The sequence below is a fragment of the Microbacterium imperiale genome (assembly GCF_017876655.1).
GTDB lineage: Bacteria > Actinomycetota > Actinomycetes > Actinomycetales > Microbacteriaceae > Microbacterium > Microbacterium imperiale.
This window is the reverse complement of sequence record NZ_JAGIOK010000001.1, coordinates 2,968,452-2,987,419: the sequence shown is the minus strand read 5'-3', so window position 1 is coordinate 2,987,419 and position 18,968 is coordinate 2,968,452. Positions and strand designations below refer to the sequence as shown.

At 67.6% G+C, this 18,968-nt stretch carries 20 protein-coding genes and 1 tRNA gene; 13 read left to right on the top strand and 8 right to left on the bottom strand.

The genetic code is table 11. From position 1 onward, the window contains the following. Positions 1 to 18: 18 nt before the first annotated feature. Positions 19 to 798, top strand: a complete 780-nt coding sequence (gene pstB, locus JOF37_RS14400) for a phosphate ABC transporter ATP-binding protein PstB (RefSeq protein ID WP_210007447.1) — start codon at positions 19 to 21, stop codon at positions 796 to 798. A gap of 81 nt (positions 799 to 879) precedes the next feature. On the opposite strand, the gene JOF37_RS14395 is transcribed toward pstB, so the two are convergent. From JOF37_RS14395 to sigK, 4 genes are all read right to left on the bottom strand, one after another. Then, complete coding sequence (locus tag JOF37_RS14395; RefSeq protein ID WP_210007446.1) at positions 880 to 1,764, bottom strand: aminodeoxychorismate lyase; 885 nt, start codon at positions 1,762 to 1,764, stop codon at positions 880 to 882. Between the two features lie 225 nt (positions 1,765 to 1,989). After that, on the bottom strand, positions 1,990 to 2,628 hold the full coding sequence (locus tag JOF37_RS14390) for a DNA-directed RNA polymerase subunit beta (protein ID WP_210007445.1): 639 nt from the start codon (positions 2,626 to 2,628) through the stop codon (positions 1,990 to 1,992). Positions 2,629 to 2,762: 134 nt separating this feature from the next. Then, positions 2,763 to 3,605, bottom strand: coding sequence for an anti-sigma factor (locus JOF37_RS14385; protein WP_210007444.1), 843 nt, complete (start codon positions 3,603 to 3,605; stop codon positions 2,763 to 2,765). Then, complete coding sequence (gene sigK / locus JOF37_RS14380; protein WP_210007443.1) at positions 3,602 to 4,201, bottom strand: ECF RNA polymerase sigma factor SigK; 600 nt, start codon at positions 4,199 to 4,201, stop codon at positions 3,602 to 3,604. Before sigK ends, JOF37_RS14385 begins: the two co-directional genes overlap by 4 nt. A 252-nt stretch (positions 4,202 to 4,453) precedes the next feature. On the opposite strand from sigK, the gene JOF37_RS14375 reads away from it, so the two are divergent. The 9 genes from JOF37_RS14375 (at position 4,454) to JOF37_RS14335 (ending at position 12,341) form a co-directional block, all read left to right on the top strand. Next, complete coding sequence (locus JOF37_RS14375; RefSeq protein WP_210007442.1) at positions 4,454 to 5,119, top strand: fasciclin domain-containing protein; 666 nt, start codon at positions 4,454 to 4,456, stop codon at positions 5,117 to 5,119. Positions 5,120 to 5,294: 175 nt separating this feature from the next. Beyond that, positions 5,295 to 5,367, top strand: a tRNA-Lys gene (locus JOF37_RS14370). Between the two features lie 229 nt (positions 5,368 to 5,596). Next, positions 5,597 to 5,797 carry a hypothetical protein gene (locus JOF37_RS14365; RefSeq protein WP_210007441.1) on the top strand — a complete coding sequence of 67 codons (201 nt, stop codon included), beginning with the start codon at positions 5,597 to 5,599 and terminating at the stop codon, positions 5,795 to 5,797. A 211-nt stretch (positions 5,798 to 6,008) separates the two neighbouring features. After that, positions 6,009 to 7,745 (top strand): hypothetical protein, encoded by a 1,737-nt coding sequence (locus JOF37_RS14360; protein WP_210007440.1) that lies wholly within the window; start codon positions 6,009 to 6,011, stop codon positions 7,743 to 7,745. Next, positions 7,738 to 9,099, top strand: coding sequence for a hypothetical protein (locus JOF37_RS14355; protein WP_210007439.1), 1,362 nt, complete (start codon positions 7,738 to 7,740; stop codon positions 9,097 to 9,099). The genes JOF37_RS14360 and JOF37_RS14355 overlap by 8 nt, the downstream gene beginning before the upstream one ends. 532 nt (positions 9,100 to 9,631) lie before the next feature. Next, a complete protein-coding gene (locus JOF37_RS14350) occupies positions 9,632 to 11,287 on the top strand; it encodes a catalase (RefSeq protein WP_210007438.1) in 1,656 nt (551 codons plus the stop codon). Between the two features lie 80 nt (positions 11,288 to 11,367). Continuing rightward, positions 11,368 to 11,712 carry a histone-like nucleoid-structuring protein Lsr2 gene (locus JOF37_RS14345; RefSeq protein WP_210007437.1) on the top strand — a complete coding sequence of 115 codons (345 nt, stop codon included), beginning with the start codon at positions 11,368 to 11,370 and terminating at the stop codon, positions 11,710 to 11,712. Positions 11,713 to 11,793: 81 nt separating this feature from the next. Continuing rightward, positions 11,794 to 12,111, top strand: coding sequence for a hypothetical protein (locus JOF37_RS14340; RefSeq protein ID WP_210007436.1), 318 nt, complete (start codon positions 11,794 to 11,796; stop codon positions 12,109 to 12,111). Beyond that, the gene (locus JOF37_RS14335) at positions 12,108 to 12,341 is read left to right on the top strand and encodes a hypothetical protein (RefSeq protein ID WP_210007435.1); all 234 of its coding nucleotides are present in this window, start codon (positions 12,108 to 12,110) and stop codon (positions 12,339 to 12,341) included. Before JOF37_RS14340 ends, JOF37_RS14335 begins: the two co-directional genes overlap by 4 nt. 25 nt (positions 12,342 to 12,366) lie before the next feature. Here JOF37_RS14335 and JOF37_RS14330 read toward each other — a convergent pair whose 3' ends face one another. From JOF37_RS14330 to JOF37_RS14315, 4 genes are all read right to left on the bottom strand, one after another. After that, complete coding sequence (locus JOF37_RS14330) at positions 12,367 to 12,699, bottom strand: hypothetical protein (RefSeq protein ID WP_210007434.1); 333 nt, start codon at positions 12,697 to 12,699, stop codon at positions 12,367 to 12,369. A gap of 67 nt (positions 12,700 to 12,766) precedes the next feature. Continuing rightward, complete coding sequence (locus JOF37_RS14325) at positions 12,767 to 13,621, bottom strand: PhzF family phenazine biosynthesis protein (protein ID WP_210007433.1); 855 nt, start codon at positions 13,619 to 13,621, stop codon at positions 12,767 to 12,769. A gap of 20 nt (positions 13,622 to 13,641) precedes the next feature. Then, positions 13,642 to 14,400, bottom strand: a complete 759-nt coding sequence (locus JOF37_RS14320; protein ID WP_210007432.1) for a response regulator — start codon at positions 14,398 to 14,400, stop codon at positions 13,642 to 13,644. After that, positions 14,397 to 15,671, bottom strand: coding sequence for a sensor histidine kinase (locus JOF37_RS14315; protein WP_245338179.1), 1,275 nt, complete (start codon positions 15,669 to 15,671; stop codon positions 14,397 to 14,399). The genes JOF37_RS14320 and JOF37_RS14315 overlap by 4 nt, the downstream gene beginning before the upstream one ends. A 160-nt stretch (positions 15,672 to 15,831) precedes the next feature. Between JOF37_RS14315 and JOF37_RS14310 the strand changes: the two genes are divergently transcribed. The 3 genes from JOF37_RS14310 to JOF37_RS14300 are packed head-to-tail and all read left to right on the top strand — an operon-like array spanning position 15,832 to position 18,953. Then, positions 15,832 to 16,854: a tripartite tricarboxylate transporter substrate binding protein gene (locus JOF37_RS14310; protein ID WP_210007430.1), complete on the top strand. Its 1,023-nt coding sequence runs from the start codon at positions 15,832 to 15,834 to the stop codon at positions 16,852 to 16,854. Further along, positions 16,851 to 17,432: a tripartite tricarboxylate transporter TctB family protein gene (locus JOF37_RS14305; RefSeq protein WP_210007429.1), complete on the top strand. Its 582-nt coding sequence runs from the start codon at positions 16,851 to 16,853 to the stop codon at positions 17,430 to 17,432. Before JOF37_RS14310 ends, JOF37_RS14305 begins: the two co-directional genes overlap by 4 nt. 3 nt (positions 17,433 to 17,435) lie before the next feature. Further along, positions 17,436 to 18,953 carry a tripartite tricarboxylate transporter permease gene (locus JOF37_RS14300; RefSeq protein ID WP_210007428.1) on the top strand — a complete coding sequence of 506 codons (1,518 nt, stop codon included), beginning with the start codon at positions 17,436 to 17,438 and terminating at the stop codon, positions 18,951 to 18,953. Positions 18,954 to 18,968: the final 15 nt, after the last annotated feature.

Genomic DNA, 18,968 nt, shown 5'->3' with positions numbered 1-18,968 from the left:
AGTTAGAGGAAACAACCAGTGTCCAAGAGCATCGAGGTCAACGACCTCAACGTCTACTACAGCGACTTCCTGGCCGTCGAAGGCGTCTCGCTGCACATCGAGCCCCGCAGCGTCACGGCCTTCATCGGTCCGTCCGGCTGTGGCAAGTCCACCTTCCTGCGCACCCTGAACCGCATGCACGAGGTCATCCCGGGTGGTCGTGTCGAGGGCAGCGTGCTGCTCGACGGCGACGACCTGTACGGCCCCGGCGTCGACCCGGTGCTCGTGCGCCGGCAGATCGGCATGGTCTTCCAGCGCCCCAACCCCTTCCCCACGATGTCGATCCGCGAGAACGTGCTGGCCGGCGTGAAGCTGAACAACAAGCGCATCTCGAAGTCCGACGCCGACGCCCTGGTCGAGAAGTCGCTGCGCGGCGCCAACCTGTGGAACGAGGTCAAGGACCGGCTCGAGAAGCCCGGCTCGGGCCTGTCGGGCGGTCAGCAGCAGCGTCTGTGCATCGCCCGCGCGATCGCCGTCTCGCCCGACGTCCTGCTGATGGACGAGCCCTGCTCGGCCCTCGACCCGATCTCGACCTTCGCGATCGAGGAGCTGATCGAAGAGCTCAAGAGCGAGTACACGATCGTCATCGTCACGCACAACATGCAGCAGGCATCGCGCGTCTCCGACAAGACCGCGTTCTTCAACATCGCCGGCACCGGCAAGCCGGGCAAGCTCATCGAGTACGACGACACGACGTCGATCTTCACCACCCCGTCCGTGCAGGCGACCGAGGACTACGTCTCGGGCCGCTTCGGGTGACCCACCCCTGAACGCGCGACGCGCCGGTGCGAGGCCTCCCTCGCCCGGCGCGTCGTCGTTTCCGGCGCGGCTTCCCCCGGGTCAGTCGCGGGGCGAGAGCAGGTAGTCGTTGAGGGATGCCGTGAACTCGGCGTCCACGGTCAGGTCGGCGCCGTCGAGCTGACGGATCGGCGCCGCCAGGCGCACGCTCGACACGAGCCACGCGGCATCCGCTCGGCGCAGCTCATCGACCGGGATCGTCTCGTACGCGGTCTCGAAGCCGCGCGCCGCGAGGTGCTCGAAGAGGCTCAGCTGCGTCGTTCCGTGCAGGATGGCGCCGTTAGGCGCGGGGGTGATGAACGTGTCGCCGCGCTGGAGGATCAGCGACGCCGTCGGCGCTTCGAGCACGAAACCGTCAGAGCTCAGGAACACCGCGTCGTCGGCGTCGCGCCGGTGAGCCTCACGCAACGCGGCCATGTTCACGGCGTACGACAGCGTCTTCGCGCCGAGCAGCAGCCACGGCGCACGCGCCGGCGCATCGATGGCGTACCCGCGGTCGAGAGTGACGACGCGGATGCCCTCCGTGCGGGCCAGGCTGAAGTCGGCGGCGGTCGCGGCGGTCGCCCATGCGGTCGGTGTCGGCCCATGCTCGACACCGCGGCTGAGGATGAGCTTGACGACGCCCTCCCCCTCGCCACACTCGGATGCCGCGATGGCGACCGCCGCTCGCCACTGCGCCACGTTGGGCTCGGGAAGGTCGCACAGGCGCGCCGAATGCACGAGGCGTTCCAGGTGGGCTTCGACCTCCTGCGGGTGGCCGCCCACCACGCCGATGGACTCGAAGATGCCGTCGCCGCGCTGTGTGCTGAGCTCACCGACGGTCAGGGCGGGAGCCGCGGGATCGACGGCCGTGAAGGTCGTCGCCAGGTCGGGAGCGGTCTGGTCCGCCGCGAGCGGATCGATCATCAGCGCGAATCGCAGTGCCATGCGCCGAGCCTACGACCCCGGCCGTGCCCAGACGCACGACATCCGGATTGTCCACCACGGGAATGTCCTGCGCTGAGCCTCGGTTAGACTGTATGTGCCGGGCCGCAGTAACCCCGGGCTCCATCTTCAGCCGCCGCGAGCGGCCACGCGCCGAGAGGCGTTCTGCGGTCCGGCACTTTTCTTTTCTCCGGACGGTGCGAGCCGAAGCAGCGCTACTCCCCCGGGTCAGGTCAGCGCTTCACGCCGCCAGAGGCCCGCGCACGAGCCGAGGTCTTCGGCGTAGGTGCTCAGCCGCAGGGCGCGTGCGGTCAGGACCGTCGACCGGTCGGGCTCGCTCGCGTCGTGGTCATCCGCGACCGACGTCGCTCCCGCCGCCTGCACGCGGCAGAAGGCGGCCGCGCGCTCGAGGGCGACCGCGAAGTCGCCGCGGAAAGCGCCCCGCAAGATGATGTCGATGAGGGCGACAAGCTCCTCCGGTCCGGCCGGCGTCGGTGCACCAGCGATGACCTCGTCGGCCGAGCGCAGCGTCGTGCGCCCGCGCTCGTAGAGCAGAGCGGCGGTGCGAGGATCGCGATGGATCATCAGCTGCAGCAGGTACAGCCGCCACAGCGCGCCCGGCAGCGACTTCGCCGGCGACCGAGACCACAGCTCGGCGACCGTGTCGATGCCGTGCTGCGCGGTGAAGCCCACAAGCCGCTCGACGACGGCCTCGCTCGGGTCCTCGCGCACCCGCGACAGCAGGGCGCCCGCGGTCGCGTGAGCGACGCGTGAGACCTCGGCCGGATCCTCACCGGCGAAGTGCCGGTCGAACTCGTCGGCGGGTCGTCGAACCGGCTTGTGGTAGTCCCGGGATCCGTCCGTCATCATTCCAGGCTAAGCGAGACGCGGCCCGCACCGGCCGGCCGAGCGGGACCGCTCGCGACGGGCGAACACGAACGACAGAACGGCCGGCCCTCGTCGGGGCCGGCCGTTCCGCTGCCGAATAACGGGGTGGGCAGTCAGGCGCTCGTCGGGATGGCGACGATCGGGTCGGTGGTCGGCAGCCCGCTCGGCGATCCGCCGCTCTGTTCGATGGTCAGGGCGATGACGTCGTCGGGCTGCATCTCGCCCTCGAGCAGCAACGCGGCCGAGCCGTCGCTGGACTCGAACGCTCCTGCAGGGATCGGAGCGGAGCCGCGGACGAACCAGGCCTCGTACGACTGGTCGTCGGCGATCTCGGGCAGGCCGTCGGCGACGAGTACGACGCCTTCGACGCTCGGAGACCAGTGGACGGTCGCCTCGCCGCCGTCGGCGAGCTGGGCCGTGTTCGAATGCGCGTCGCCGGATCGCTCGATCTGCGCGAGCACGCTCTCGGCACTCGGTGCCCGCATGCCCTCGGTCAGCGTGCCGACGCCCCAGCCGATGCCGACCAGCAACGCGATCGACGCGGTGAGGGCGAACAGGCTGCGCGTCCAGTTACGCCGCTGCACCATCTGGATCTGCTCGGTCACGGGCGAGCCGACGGGGTGAGCGGTCGCTTCCGCACGCGGGTCGTCGTCGCTCAACTCGTCGCCGGCGTCAGCGGCATCCGGGTCGGCTGCGCTCTCTGCGCCGCGCACGGATGCGGGCGCGACGGCGCCGGGTGCTCCGATGCGGGCCATCAGGCTGGCACGGATGTCGGCCGACGGGGTCACTTCTTCGACACCCTCGGCGAGGAAGGATGCCGCGCGGGCATCGTCGTCGGCGAGGGAGAGCCACTCGGGGTGTGCGTCCAGCGCTTCGCGGTAGGCGATTTCGTCTTCCGGCGACAGCGCGCCGAGGGCATACCCGGCCGAGAGTTCGGCGAATCCCTGTTCGTTCACGATGTCACCCCCATTGCAGTGCGCAGCCGAGACAGGCCGTCTCGCATCCGCGTCTTGATCGTTCCGAGTGGCGCTCCTACCAGCGCTGCGATCTCGCTTTGACTGTAACCCCCGTAATAGGCGAGGGTGATGGCCTCTCGTTGCGCCTCGGGTAGAGAGCTGAGAGCCCGAGCGACGCGCCGTCCTTCGATGCGAAGCTCCACTTGTTCGGCGACGCCTTCGGGCTGCGACGCCATATCGCGGTATCCCGCACGCACATCGCGATCGCTGCTCGCCTGCGACGATCTGACTCGGTCGACCGCTCGGCGGTGGGCGATCGTGAGAACCCACGATCTTCCTTTCCCCTTCTTCGGAGCGAACGACGAAGCGGATTGCCACACTTCGAGAAAGACCTCTTGCAGCACCTCTTCACTCTGAGCCCGATCGACGAGCACGCGCAGGATGAGGCCGAACACGCGGGCAGAGAGCATGTCGTACAGGCGGGCGAAAGCGCTGTGGTCACCGTCGGCGCAGCGCTGGAGCAGCTCCGCCACGTGATCCGTCGACGGCCCGTCCTCGGGCACGTCCATTCCATCGATGACCATCGTCATAAGCATGCCGTATCACCCGGCCCGTTCCCGGATCCCGCGCCGACCTGTTACCGCTTCTCTACCTGCCGCGGTGCGCGGGCCGGCCCCGTCTCCGATGTTCGTTCGTGTTGCCTCGTCCTTCGCTCAGCAGACCCGTTTCGGATTGCTGGAAGCTCGTCTTTCGAGATTCTCAACTTTTTTCCGATCCGTTCCGCGGGGGTCTCCGAAGAACCCTCGACGCCGGGGACGGACCCACGGCGGAGACACACGGAGGCAATCATGCTCAGCACCAAGAAGAAGTTCACTGCTGCCCTGGCCCTCGGCTTCGCCGGAGCGCTCGCGCTGTCGGCCTGCTCGTCCAGCTCGGGCGAGACGATGACCGAAGAGACCACGTCGCCCTCGTCGGCACCCATGGAGTCGGCCTCCCCCGACGCCACCATGGACCCCGCCGCCAACCTCGTCGGCCCCGGCTGTGCCGACTACGCCGAGGCTGTCCCCTCGGGCGCCGGTTCGGTCGAGGGCATGTCGCAGGACCCGGTTGCGGTTGCGGCATCCAACAACCCGCTGCTCACCACGCTCGTCTCGGCCGTCAGCGGCCAGCTCAACCCCGACGTCAACCTCGTCGACACGCTGAACGGTGACGAGTTCACCGTCTTCGCGCCGGTCGATGACGCCTTCGCCAAGATCGACCCCGCCACCATCGAGTCGCTGAAGACCGACTCGGAGACCCTGACGTCGATCCTCACCTACCACGTCGTTCCCGGCCAGATCGCTCCCGACGAGATCGAGGGCACCCACGCCACCGTCAACGGCGCCGAGGTCACCGTGACCGGCTCGGGCGACAACATCATGATCAACGACAGCGCGGCTGTCATCTGCGGTGGCGTCGAGACCGCCAACGCCACGGTTTACCTCATCGACACGGTGCTGATGCCCCCGATGTGACCCGAACAGCCGCGGTGAGGGGTTCCCGCGGCACGGCCTCGGTTGACTCCGTGGCCGAGGCGAAGCCGCCGGTGCGAGCACACCGGCGGCTTCGTCGTGTTCGGACGGATGCCTGCGGTTCGAGGTGCCGTCGCGGCTCGCCCGCACCGCGACGGCCACTAAGCTGGGAAGCTCAGGGCCTCTAGCTCAGTCGGTAGAGCATCGGACTTTTAATCCGCGGGTCGTGGGTTCGAGCCCCACGGGGCCCACCTTGGAGCAGCGTCGAGACCCCGCGTAATCCCGGCTCAAGCAACTCGCAATCAGCGATGCCGCCTGATGCCGCTATCGCCCTCAGCGCACCGGCGCAGGTCGACGACGCTGAATCGACCCCCGATACAGCTTGAGCGTCGGTCCGTTCGCCACCGCGTTCGCGGCAAGAAGGTCGATGTTCAACGCCTCGGCCTCCACGCGACTGAGGCCGTTAGCAGTCCGGCGCTAATGAAGGTGCGGGTCGATCACTGCCAGCTCGTGCTGCAGCGCGATCGCCCGGTCATCCTCGTCAAGATCATCCGGTTCGGTGGGTCGCGACAGCTACCGCGCCTGCGGTTCGAGCGGCGCGAGGACGTAAGCCGAGAGCGCGGCACCCGCTTCGCCTCCAGCCATCGCTCGACGAGCTGGGCACGGTTCGATTTGATCTGATTGGAACGACGCGACAACGGACGCACGACATGCACAAGCTCGTCAACCTCACCTTTTTGCGTCGAGCGAGAATCACTGTCGCGCGAGCGCGGCGCACCAGGCGGGATCGGTGGGGGCCGCGAGTTGCCCTCGGCGGCGACGAGGGTCTGCAGCCTCAAGGCCAGCCGCGAGTCGACGTTTGACCATTACAATCCGTTGGCGGGGGTACGTCATGGACGAGTTTGAAGGCTGGTCGCTCGGATCCGCGGTGGACGACGGTCATAACCACTCGATCAGGGACACGCGCCCTGTCACGAGCGAGGAAGTGCGACATGTGGATGCGGCACTCCGCTTGATCCATTGGGTCACCAACGGCTCGCGTTGGAACGACGTCTTAGAAGCGTGGGACGCCATGCCCCCGCCGCCCGCAACTTCGCCGCCAAAGCTGGCGCTTCTCAATCAGTCGATGTTCTCGATGCTACGAGCCCTGACTGCGTTCTCCGAACAGCTCGCAATCGCACCGGTTGAAGTGTCTGCGATCGCTCACCGGGTCTCCCTTGAGGACACTTCCGATTGGACGGGACTTTCCGAAGGCATGCGTGACCGGGCGCTGGTGGAACCCGTCCCACTGGTCGAGATAACCACGAGAAGCGTGAGTATCGGTCAGACGCAGAAAATCGCTGTTCTCACTCAGGCAGCTTGCGAATGGCTCGGCCTGCGAGAGGTCGCGGATCAGGAACTCGACCGAGTGCTGCAGCGCTTTCTGTCCGCAGCCGAAGCACATCAGACGTGTCTACTCCGAGTCTTCTCTGAGTCGATCTCTAGTGCCGTGGTCACCGTGAAGAGGCTCGCGGCCGAGGTCGGTCTTGGCCGTCCTATCCTTCTCCGCCTGGGTGAGGTCAAAGATGGACAACGCCCCATCCAGATGCGAGACCTTTCCTTGGACGTCCTCCCGTTGCTGTCAATATCGCTGGAACGCGCTTCGCGCGCAGCACCTCGCCAAGAACCAGAGTCAGACTCAAAGTCTGCGGTGATTCAACCGCACACCGAACCAGACGACTTGCGAGCCGTTAATATCCCCATGGAAGAGCCGAGCGGGCGGGCGAACCATTCTGAGGATGACCCAGTCGGGCCGGATCCATCCACCCTCGAACCGGACTGGAGCGCCATCGATCCAGCCGGTCTCTTCTTGGCAGCAATGCGACTCTCCCTGATGACGGAGCAGAGGTGGTCAGCAGCCTTATCGGAAACCGTCAGAGACGAAACCATCGCAGCGGACCTGCAGCAGTGGTACGCGCTCATCGCCGCCGAATGGAGCAAGCTCGGCAGTGCCGACGACACCGTCGTCATTACCTGGCCGCTGGCGACAGACGAGGTCGCGAGAATACGAGGTGACGACGCGCGTGCGCCCGTCATGGCGTATCTCGCTGCGATCGATCGACTCTCGGGGACCTTGCGCGTGCTCGCGGAACCATCGGAACGTCAACTCGTCATCGAGAACGAAACCGCCAGTCTGTCAGCCTGGTGGAGTTCAGGAGGATTCGCGACAGTTCGCGATGCCGCGCATCTGCTCCTCCGAACGGTGCAGTCGATTGGCGCATCGGGGCAAGCGGGAACTGGTCTCGGTATTCCTGACCACCTGCAAACACCCGCTGCGCACCTCTGGCTCGATTGCGCGACGCGTGCTATCGAGTGCGGCCTGCCGGAAGCGGCGCTAATGTATGCCAGCTACGCCTTCGATTCGTGGGTCGATCGTGACATCCCGGGACGCTCGCCCCGGCGACAGGCAGCTGTCGAGCAGCTAATCGCCGCGTTGCCTCGAGTTCAAGATGTTCTGAACGCTGCGGCAAAGACGGCGCAGCCCATTTCCGTGACGAGCCCACTCGCTATCACTTTCGTTGAAACCCTCAGCATTGCGATGACCGCTAACGAGATCCGTCTTCGAGCGCCCGACGACCCCAATGACTGAAAATTGGAAACGCCCAGACGCGCACCTCCGCAGCCGATTTTTCCAGCCGAGGTTCACTGTTCGAATCGGTGAGACGGACGTCTCCGAGTTCGCCTCGAACATTGTCGTATTTGAGGAGGACCGTCTTCCGCATGCGCGCCTGACACTGACTGGTGGACCGTTCCCACAATTCGACTACCTGGCGGACGTTGCCGTACTTCGGCCGGGCTCTGAGGAGCCCTACTTCGGCGGAACCATAACAGCGGCAGAAACCCAAGACGATGCTCTCATCCTCGACGTCTTCAGCGTCAGCGAGTTCCGCGAGTATGGCGTCAGCCCGTTCGCACTGTCGCGAGTCGGCGCGCCTGACCTCATCAATATGCAGGTCAGAGGAGCCGGATTCTCGCGTGACCGTGTGAAGCTTGGCAAGGAGCTACAACCGACGGCGGAGCTGTTCGAAGTTGCCGTGCCGGTGTTGGACTGCGACATCGAGTCGGCTCTGACGCTCAACCCTTCGGTCCGACTCCTGCCGATGCCGGAAGGCTTGCTGCACCGGTTTACAGGCCAAACCAACGCCGTCGATGAGCTCGCGGCCCTGTACCGAGGAGCCAAGGCTATAGCGGTCACGCATGTTTCGAATGTCACTTGGATGTCTGACGCAGAGGAAGAGGGAGTATCTGTGATCCGTCGCGCACTCGATTGGCTCCTCGTGCTGATGCGCAATGGAGCGTCCGTACGCAGCGACGGCACTCCCGCATCATTCCGGAGGGACGATGTGCGAGGCTTTCTGCGCCAGTCATCTGTCGCGATCGTCACGGGCATGCAGAGCGGACGGTCATGGGCTAGGGACCTTCGCAACCCGGTGCGAGCGGGAGAGGCACAGCTTGACAGAACGATACAGGCAGCGCCTTCTGCTCCCACCGATGAACGTAGCTCGCAGAGTTTCGCCGCGTTCCGCCGTGCCGCAGACGAGCAGTTGCCGATCGCAACTCGCGTTTCGGCGATCTGGGAAGCACTCGAGTACTACGCCGCCGATGTGCGGCGTCAGCCGTCATTCCAAAAGCACGAACTTCGCGCGCTGAGAAAGCGAGCCGTCGATGGCCTAACCGACGATCAAAGTCGTCGAGTCGAGTTCGCTATCGCTCAGCTCAACTCAAGCTCCCTGCAGGAACGGATCTGGCATCAAGCTTCGCTGGACGGCGTCCGGGTCTCTAGCGGAGATCGCAACGTGATCGCACGAACGCGCGGGTACCGGAACGCACTGGTCCACGGAGGCGGCGTCGAAGACCTCACCAGAGGCGACGTCAACTACGCCGTGAGCGTAGTCTCCAGGCTGCTGTTGGGCGGCGCTCGCTCACGGGTCAGAGAGCCCTAAGAGCACCGATCACTGTGTCAGCATCATGTGGGGCGGGTGGGACATCAGTGATCCGCGGACATCTGCGGTCTTGAAAGCGAGGGCCGCGCCTGAAACCTGCCTGCGGGAGCTCGAGCCCCACGGGGCCCGCCTTGGAGCAGCGTCGGAACTCTCAGCCTCCGAAGAAGTCGGAACGCTAGTACACAACGCAACCGCCCTTGGCCACGCAGCAATCTCCATGCTCACGATGCCTGCCTCGACTCGACATACGCTCGGCAGTGCACCGACCGAAGGATCCGCCGTGTCGTACGACAACACTTCTGACCACCACATCCCGGCTGCGGATGAGCCGAGCGTTCCTGAGCTCGAGGCTGATGAGACCGTCGCGCCGCGACCAGAAGAACAGATAGCCGACGCTCTGCGCGCTGAACCCGACTTCGCGGACCAGGGCGGGACTGACAAACGCCGATAGCCCCGCAACCCCCTTCCGCCCCGTCCCACTCCCCCGTAGCGTCGGCCGTTCCGACGACATGCGAACCATACGGAGGACGCGATGACCGATGTATCGAGCCAGGGGCCTGCTGAGGGCGACGACCGCCAGGAGCTGACCACCCGGCAGGGACACCCCGTTTACGACAACCAGAACCAGCGAACGGTGGGGGCGCGCGGACCGGCGACGCTCGAGAACTACCACTTCCTCGAGAAGATCAGCCACTTCGACCGTGAGCGCATCCCCGAGCGCGTCGTGCACGCGCGCGGCTTCGTCGCATTCGGCTACTTCGAGGCGACGGGCATGTGGGGCGACGAGCCCATCGCGCAGTTCACGCGCGCGAAGCTCTTCCAGGAAGCCGGCAAGCGCACGGATGTCGCTGTGCGCTTCTCCACGGTGATCGGCGGACGCGATTCGTCCGAGGCCGCTCGCGACCCGCGAGGCTTCGCCGTGAAGTTCTACACCGAGGACGGCAACTGGGACCTCGTCGGCAACAACCTCGGCGTCTTCTTCATCCGCGACGCGATCAAGTTCCCCGACGTCATCCACTCGCTCAAGCCCGACCCCATCACCTTCCGCCAGGAGCCCGCGCGCATCTTCGACTTCATGTCGCAGACGCCCGAATCGATGCACATGCTCGTCAACCTGTTCAGCCCTCGTGGCATCCCGGCGAACTACCGCACGCAGCAGGGGTTCGGCGTCAACACCTACAAGTGGGTGAATGAGCAGGGCGAGACCAAGCTCGTGAAGTACCACTGGATCCCGTCGGTGGGCGTCAGCTCGATGACCGAAGCGGATGCCGCTGCCGTCCAGGCCGGCGACCTCGGCCACGCATCGAAGGACGCGTACGAGGCGATCGAGCGCGGCGAGTACCCCGAGTGGGAACTGCAGGTTCAGATGATGGACGACCACGATCACCCCGAGCTCGATTTCGACCCGCTCGATGACACGAAGCTCTGGCCCGAGAACGAATTCCCGCCGCGCACCGTCGGGAAGATGGTGCTGAACCGCAACGTCTCGAACTTCTTCGCCGAGAACGAGCAGATCTCGTTCGGCACGGGCGTGCTGGTGGACGGACTCGACTTCTCGGACGACAAGATGCTCGTCGGCCGCACGTTCTCGTACTCCGACACCCAGCGCTACCGCGTCGGCCCGAATTACCTGCAGCTGCCGGTCAATTCGCCGAAGAACGCGTCGGTGGCGACGAACCTGCGCGACGGGCAGATGGCCTATCACGTCGACAACGGCGGCGAGAACCCGCACGTAAACTACGAGCCCTCGATCACCGGTGGCCTGCGCGAAGCGCAATACCCCACGCACGACGAGCAGGGACCCGAGATCTCCGGCCGCCTGACGCGAAAGCGCATTCCCCGCACGAACGACTATACGCAGGCCGGTCAGCGCTACCTGCTGATGGAGGACTGGGAGCGCGATGACCTGGTCGCCAATTTCATCGACTTGATCGGACAGGCCGCGCGTCCCGTGCAGGAGCGCATGCTCTGGCACTTCTACCTGGTGGAGGACGACCTCGGGCGCCGCGTCGGCGAGGGGCTCGGTATCGGGCTGGACGAGGTCAAGGATCTGCCGCCCCTGCAGTCGCAGACGCTCAGCGAAGACGAGCTCGAGCGACTGCGGAACCTCGGTCACAACGGCCCCCGCGACGTGGCCGGTCTGAAGATGACGCATTGCGTTCCGAATGCGCGGGCGCAGATGGTCTGAGCGTTTGCCACGCACGACAAGGAATAGCGGTTGGGGAAATCGATGAGGCGGAACGCGGCTGAGGCGTTAACATGGCGTTCATGGCCCGCAAACAAATCACGCAACTCATCGATGACCTCGACGGCACTGTGCTCGAGGACGGTGAAGGAAAGCAGATCACGTTCTCGATCGAAGGTCGCGCATACGAGATCGACCTCTCCGACGAGAACGCCGAGAAGTTCTACAAGGCGCTCGAGCCTTTCGTGGACGTCGCCCGCTCCATCCGTGCGAACGGAAATGCCACGCGTTCGCGTCCGTCTCGCGCAGCCAAGAGTGATCTCGACCTCGGCGCCGTCCGTGAGTGGGCGCGCGCGAATGGTCACACCGTCAACGAGCGCGGCCGCATTCCGGCATCCGTGATCGACGCTTATCGGGCGGCGAACTAACCGCAACCCGATCTCAGGAATGGCTCAGGCACCTCCAGGCCTGAGCCATTCCGCGTCTGCCGGGCATAACGAAGGAAACCCATGACCGATGGCACCACGTCACCTGCTCCGCGTCCGCGCATTCCGCGCGTTCTCTGGTGGATCGCCGCAGCCGTGACCACGGGCGGCATCCTGATGGTCCTGTTCGACGCCTTGATCACGAAGCCCCAAGCTTCGTTCGGGTGGTTCGCGTACCAGCCGCTGGCGGCGGCGGCCTACTTCCAAGCGAGGGGCACCGTCGTCTCGCCGCCGATGTGGGCCGGAATGACCGTTGCCGTGATCGGACTGCTCGCGCTGTCGTTCCTGCTCGGCCGCAGGTCGGCGACTCCTCCCCCGGTGAAAGAAGAGGTCAGTGGATGAGCGCGGATGAGAACTCGCACGAGAGCGAACGTGATAGCGGCGGCGGGGGCGTGAACGCCCTCGCGATCGGCATCGCCCTCGGTCTCCCCCTCGGCAGCGCGATCGGCATGCTGGTGTTCGACAACATCGCCCTCGGCGGAGGAATCGGCCTGCTTGCCGGGATCGTGCTGGGCGCCGCGGTCGACGCGAACCGACGGCACCAGACAGACGACGACGCGACCTCGGACTGAGGTCCCGAAGCGGGGTGCTCAGCGGTCAGTCGGTCGCTTCGGCGCCGGGAGCGCCGCGCCGGGTGAACCTGCCGTTCACCACGTAGATCGCGACGACCATCGGCACGAAGGCCACGGCCACAACGATCGGCGTCGCGAACCATAGGGCTCCGCGGGACAGCACCAGCATCACCGCCGCGAAGACGATGAGCGCGGCACCGCCGACCCGCAGCGCACGCACGCGGCCCGGCTCACGACTCACGAACGTCCAGAGCGGATACGGCACCCCGGGGCGGATCCGTTCGAACCAGAACACCGACGCCACCTGCATCGCCGATCCGGCGGCGACCGGCAGCAACCACAACCACGACAGCTCCATCCGCTCGATGCAACCACATCGGCGCCGCAGCATCCACCGTCGCCGGCGCACCATCCGGCTCAAACGGTCACGGCATGCGGACGGCGTACCCCGACACGGTGATCCCGCCGCTCTCGGGAATCTCGACGGTCAATTCCCCCGGTCGCCCGACATGCCCGCCCTGCTCGATGACCACGGTCGACGGCACGGCGACCGCCCCGAGCGCCCGCAGGTAGGCGCCGAACGAGGCCGCGGCGGAACCGGTCGCGGGGTCTTCGGTGATGCGCCCCACCGGAAAGAGGTTGCGCGCGTGGAACCGATCGGATGCCGCCCGGTGGGCGACCGTGATCGTCGCGGGCCATCCGCGGTCGTCCAGCAGCGCCCGCACGGCGTCGGGGTCGAACGTGAACCCGTCGAACGTCTCGTGGTCGCGCAGCACGATGACCGGGTGCGTGTTCCCGGTGTTCGCCAGGCGCGGCGGCAGCTCGGGGTCGAGGTCATCGCGCGTCAGCCCGAGCAGGTCGAAGATCGCGTCGAGGTCTGCGTCGTCGAGCTCGCGCACCGACGGCTCGATGCTCGTGAAAGACGCACGGATGCCGTCGTCATCACGCGTGACCGCTATGGCGACGACGCCGACGGGGGTGTCGAACCGGACCGCACCGTCATCCGCGACGCGTCCCCGCTCGGCGAGCGCGACCGCGGTGGCGACCGTGGCGTGTCCGCAGAAGGGCACCTCGGCGATCGGCGAGAAGTACCGCACCGTGTGCGCGCCGTCGGCGGTCGTCCCCGTGAGGAACGCCGTCTCGGCTTCATCGACCTCGGCGGCGATGCGCTGCATGGTCGCGGCGTCGAGCCCGGCGGCATCCAAGACGATCCCCGCGGGATTGCCACCGTCGGGACGGGACGTGAAGGCGGCGTATCGCAGGACCTCGGGCGTGCTCATCCGTTCAGGTTATGCCCGGTTCAGCGCTCGGGCGACGGCGCGAGTCGGTACAGCACCTGGGGTCGGCCGCGCTTGCCGTAGCGGTGCGAGAGGTGGATGACGCCGGTGTCGACGAGGTGCGTCAGGTACCGGTTCGCGGTGGCGCGCGAGATGCCGCAGGCCGCGGCCACCTCGGCACCGGTCAAGGCGACGACGGGGTCGAGGGCGGCGACCACCTGCGCGAGCGTGGGCGCGGCGAGCCCCTTCGGCAGCGCGGCGGCGCTGCCCGCCGAGACCGTACCTCCCGCGCCGCGGCCGTCGCGCAAGGAGGTCGCCGGGGCGGTTCGGATCGTGCCCGTCGACAGCAACCGGTCGATCTCGCTCTGCGCCAGCGGCCGGTCGCGCTCGTCGGCCACCCGGCGCTCGCGGTCGGCGGCGTAGCGCTCGAGCCGCTCTCGCAGCGCCGCGAACGTGAACGGTTTGACGAGGTAGCCCACCACCTGCCCGGCGAGCGCCTGCCGCACCGTGGTCTGATCCTGCGACGAGCTGATCACGAGCACGTCGGGCCCGCCCTGCTCCAGCGTGCGCAGGCGGTGCAGGACCTCGATGCCGCTGATCCCGGGCAGCCGCATGTCGAGTAGAACGAGGTCGACGCCGCCGCGGATGCGCTCGAGCGCCGCCTCGCCGCTATCGGCCGTGCCGACTACCCGGAACCCCGGCACGTCCGCGACGAACCCGGCGTGCAGGGCGCGGGCGCCGCGGTCGTCGTCGGCGATCAGAACGCGGGTGCCGGGGGTCACGGGGCCACCGCCAGATCGAACGCGAATCGCGCTCCGCCGAGCGACGACGCACCCACCTCGATCGAGCCGCCGCGCGCGGTGACGATGCGCCGGACGACGTCGAGTCCGAGGCCCCGCCCGAACCCCGAGGCGTCGTGCTTCGACGAGAACCCGGGCGAGAAGATGCGCCCCGCGATGCTGGGGTCGACGCCGGGGCCGTCATCCTCGACCGACCCGATCACACGCTCACCCTCGGTGCGCAGCGCGCACGCGACGACCGTGGCACCGGCTTCCGCGGCATTGCGGCAGAGGTTCGTCACGATCGAGACGAGGCCCTCGTCGAGGTCGGCGGCGAGGTCGAGGTCGAACTCCGCTCGGGCGCCGAGGTCGAGCAGCTCGGCCTGCACCGCCCGCACCGTCGCCGCGGCGATCGGGCGGTCGTCGCGCTCGTCGTCCCGCGCTTCGAACTCGCCCTCAGCCCGGCGCACCGGCACGATCTCTTCGATGTAGCCGAGCGCCTGCGGCCCCTGGCCACGCGAGACGAGGCCGTGGATGACATGCAGACGCGTGCGGAACTCGTGCGATTGCTCGCGCAGGGCCGCGGTCGTCCGCCGCATCTGCGCGTGCTCGGCGGCGATGACGTCGAGCCGGCGGAAGCGTCGCTCGACCACCGCGGTCACCACCGAGCCGGCGAGGGTCGCGACGACGAGCGCGCCGATCGCCCACGGCCGCAGCGCGCTCAGAGCCTCGTCGAGCTCGCTCGCGATCTGCGACTCCAGCACCCCGACGGCGACCATGCCGATCGGCTCGCCCGAGGCGTCGCGCACCGGGACCTTCGCGCGCAGCGACGGCCCCGACGACCCGACCTCGGTTCCCACGAACGTCTCGCCGGCGAGCACCGACGCGTTGGCAGTCTCGACCTGCACGCCGCGTTCCGACGCGAGCGGATGCGTGATGCGCACACCCTCATCGTCGGTGATCACGACGTAGTAGACCCCGGCCGCTTCGCCGACGAGTCGAGCGATCGGCTGCAGCACCGCCGTAGCGCCCGCGAGGTCGGACGCGTCCGCGAGATCATCGGGGGTTCCGGCCGCGCCCGCGGTCGCCACCGCGTCCCGGACCTCGGGCAGCTCCGCCAGGCTCGACGCGACCTCGAGCACCCGTTCGGTCGTCGCCGCGCGGATCGTTCGCTCCTGCAGCGCAAGCGCCACCCCCGCGGTCGCCGACAGCGCCGCGATCGTGATCACCGAGGGTGCGACGAGCATGACGAGACGCACCGCAGACGGTCTCATCCTGATCGGCATCCTGGTCACTTCCTCGTGGAGAACGGCCGCGTCGGCATCCCGCATACGCATCAATGAGAACAAATCGCGACGATCGTCGGGTCAGCGCGACGAGGTGCCATCCTAATTCGATCCCGCAGACGACGACGTCTGCGCGAACGGAGTGATCATGACGCAGAACGCGACGGATACGGACGCGCGGCCCGCCTCGGCCGGACGCAGAACGGCAGCGCGGGTCATCGGCGGGGCGATCGCGGCGGCGGCGATCGGTGTGGCGAGCTTCGGCTCGATCTCGTCGGCGGCGACCGGCGAGGATATCAACGCCTCGATGACGATCATCGCCCCGGCAGCCGCGGGCGGCGGTTGGGACGGCGTGGCCCGCGAGCTGCAGCAGGCGCAGAAGGCCAACGGGCTCGTGAACAACGTGCAGGTCGTGAACATGCCGGGCGCGGGCGGCACGATCGCCCTCGGCAACGTCTCGGCCCTCGACGGCCACCCCGGCAACATGCTCGTCGGCGGCACCGGCCTGCTCGCCGCGACGATCCAGTTCGACTCCGCCGCGACGCTCGACGACGTCACGCCGCTCGCGGTGATCGTCGAGGAGTACGACGTCATCGTCGTCCCCGCGGATTCGCCGTACGAGACGCTCGACGACCTCGTCGCGCCGTGGCGGGAGGACCCGAAGTCGATCCCGTGGACGGGCGGCGGATCGTTCGACCAACTCGTCGTGACCGACCTCGCCCTGGCGGCCGGCATCGATCCCGTCGACACGACCTACATCTCGTCCGACGGCGGCGGCGAGGCGATCCAGGCGCTGCTCAATGGCACGGCGAAGGCGGCGACCGGCGGCTACCCCGACAACATCGACCAGATCGAAGCCGGGCGCCTGCGCGCGCTCGCCCTCGTGGCGGAAGAGCCGATCGACGGGATCGAGATCCCGACGGCGGCCGAGCAGGGCTACGACATCTCACTGACGAACTGGCGCATGCTGGCCGCTCCCGCCGGCCTGAGCGACGACGATGTCGACGGGCTCACCCAGCTCGTCCTCGATTCGGTCGCCACGCCGGAGTGGCAGGACGCGATCGAACGATACCGCTGGACCGAACGCGTCATCACGGGCGACGAGCTCGACACGTTCCTCGAGGACGAGGAACAGCGCATCCGCAACCTGTACGAGGAGATGGGACTATGACGTTCCCCGCCAACCCGACCGCCACCTCGGCCGTCGTCGGAGACCGGCTGCGGCTCGTTTCCGGCCCGGGCGCCGCCGCGCTGCTCAAGGGCCTCACCATGCCCGCCGTCGTGGCGGCGTTCGCCACCTACCTCGTGGTGGGCATCATCACGATGAAGGTACCCGCGGGCACGGTCTTCCCCGGCCCGCAGTTCTTCCCGGCGATCATCGCCGCGGGCCTGTACGTCTTCGCCGCCGCGCTCGTCGTGTCGGCTGTCAAGGAGATGCGCGAGCGGACGTCCACGCCGACGACCGCGACCATCGCGACCGACGGCGACGCCTCCCCCCGTCCGGTGCGGGTCGACGTGCGATCGCTGGCGTGGGTCGTGCTGCCCTTCTTCGCCTTCGCCTTCCTGCTCGACATCCTCGGCTGGATCATCGCCGCCGGTCTGCTGTTCTGGTGCGTCGCCCGAGGGTTCGGCTCGCGCAAGCCGCTGGTGAGCCTCTTGGTCGGCCTGACGGTGAGCTCACTGGCCTACATCGGTTTCGACATGCTGCTCGGGATGCCGCTCCCGTCCGGCATCCTCGGAGGTTTCTGACCCATGGACGTCCTCCAGCTCCTCGGCGAAGGCTTCGCCGGCGCCCTCACCCCTGCCAACCTCCTGTGGGTGCTCATCGGATGCCTCCTCGGGACCGCCGTCGGCGTGCTCCCCGGTCTCGGCTCGTCGATGGCCGTCGCCCTGCTGCTGCCGATCACCTTCTCGCTCGACCCGACCGCCGCGTTCATCATGTTCGCCGGGGTCTACTTCGGCGGCCTGTTCGGCGACTCGACCATGGGCATCCTCATGAACACCCCCGGTCAGGCGTCGGCGATCGCCTCGACCTTCGAGGGTCACAAGATGGCGCTCAACGGTCGGGCCGCACAAGCGCTCGCGACCGCGGCGATCGGCGCGTTCATCGGCGGCTTCGTCGCGTCGGTGGTCGTGGTCTTCCTCGCCCCGGCGCTCGCGGACTTCTCGAGCCGCTTCGGTCCCGCCGAGTTCTTCGCCCTGGCCGTGTTCGCCTTCGCCGCAACGTCGTCGGTCGTCACCGACAACGTCGTCAAGGGACTCACGGCGCTGTTCATCGGCCTCGGCATCGCGGTGATCGGCATCGACGGAGTCTCGGGTGCGCCGCGGTTCACGATGGACTCCCCGAACCTGTTCGACGGCATCTCGCTCGTGACCGTGACGGTCGCGATCCTCGCCCTCGGCGAGGTCATCTACGTCGCGTGCCTCGAGCGCCACACCTCGACGAAGGGGCTCATCAAGCCGACGGGACGCCCGTGGCTCTCGCGCCGAGAGCTCAAGGAAGCGGCCCCGGCGTGGGCTCGCGGCACCGCCATCGGCCTGCCGTTCGGCGTCGTGCCGGCGGGCGGATCCGAGATCCCGACGTTCCTGGCCTACGGGCTCGAAAAGCGCCTCGACGCGCGGCGCAAGCACCCGCGCTTCGGCACCGGCGCGATCCGCGGTCTCGCCGCGCCCGAGGCGGCCGGAAACTCCACGACCGGCATGGCGATGGGCGCCCTGCTCGCCCTGGGCCTGCCGATCTCGGCGACGGCCGCCATCATGCTCGCCGCCTTCCGGCAGTACGGTCTGCAGCCGGGGCCGCTGCTGTTCGACCGCGCGCCCGACCTGGTCTGGTCGCTGCTGGCGAGCTTCTTCATCGCGATGATCGTGCTGCTCATCCTGAACCTGCCGTTCGCGATGCTGTGGGCGAAGCTGCTGCTCATCCCGCGCCCGTACCTCTACGCCGGCATCACGGTGTTCTGTGCGCTCGGCATCTACGCCACCTCGGGCTCGACGTTCGACCTGCTGATGCTGCTGGGCATCGGGCTGCTCGGGTTCCTCATGCGGGCGATGGACTTCCCGCTCGCGCCGCTCATCATCGGCATGGTGCTCGGGCCTCTGGCCGAGACGAGCCTGCGCGACGCCGCGATGAGCTCGAACGGCGACTTCTCGGTGCTCGTCCAGAGCCCCATCACGATCGTGCTCTACGCGCTGCTCGCGATCGTTCTGGTGCTCTCCGTTCGCAACCGGGTGGTGGCCCGCAAACGCGAGCGCCAGGCCGTCACCGGCTGACGCCCCGCTGCGGGC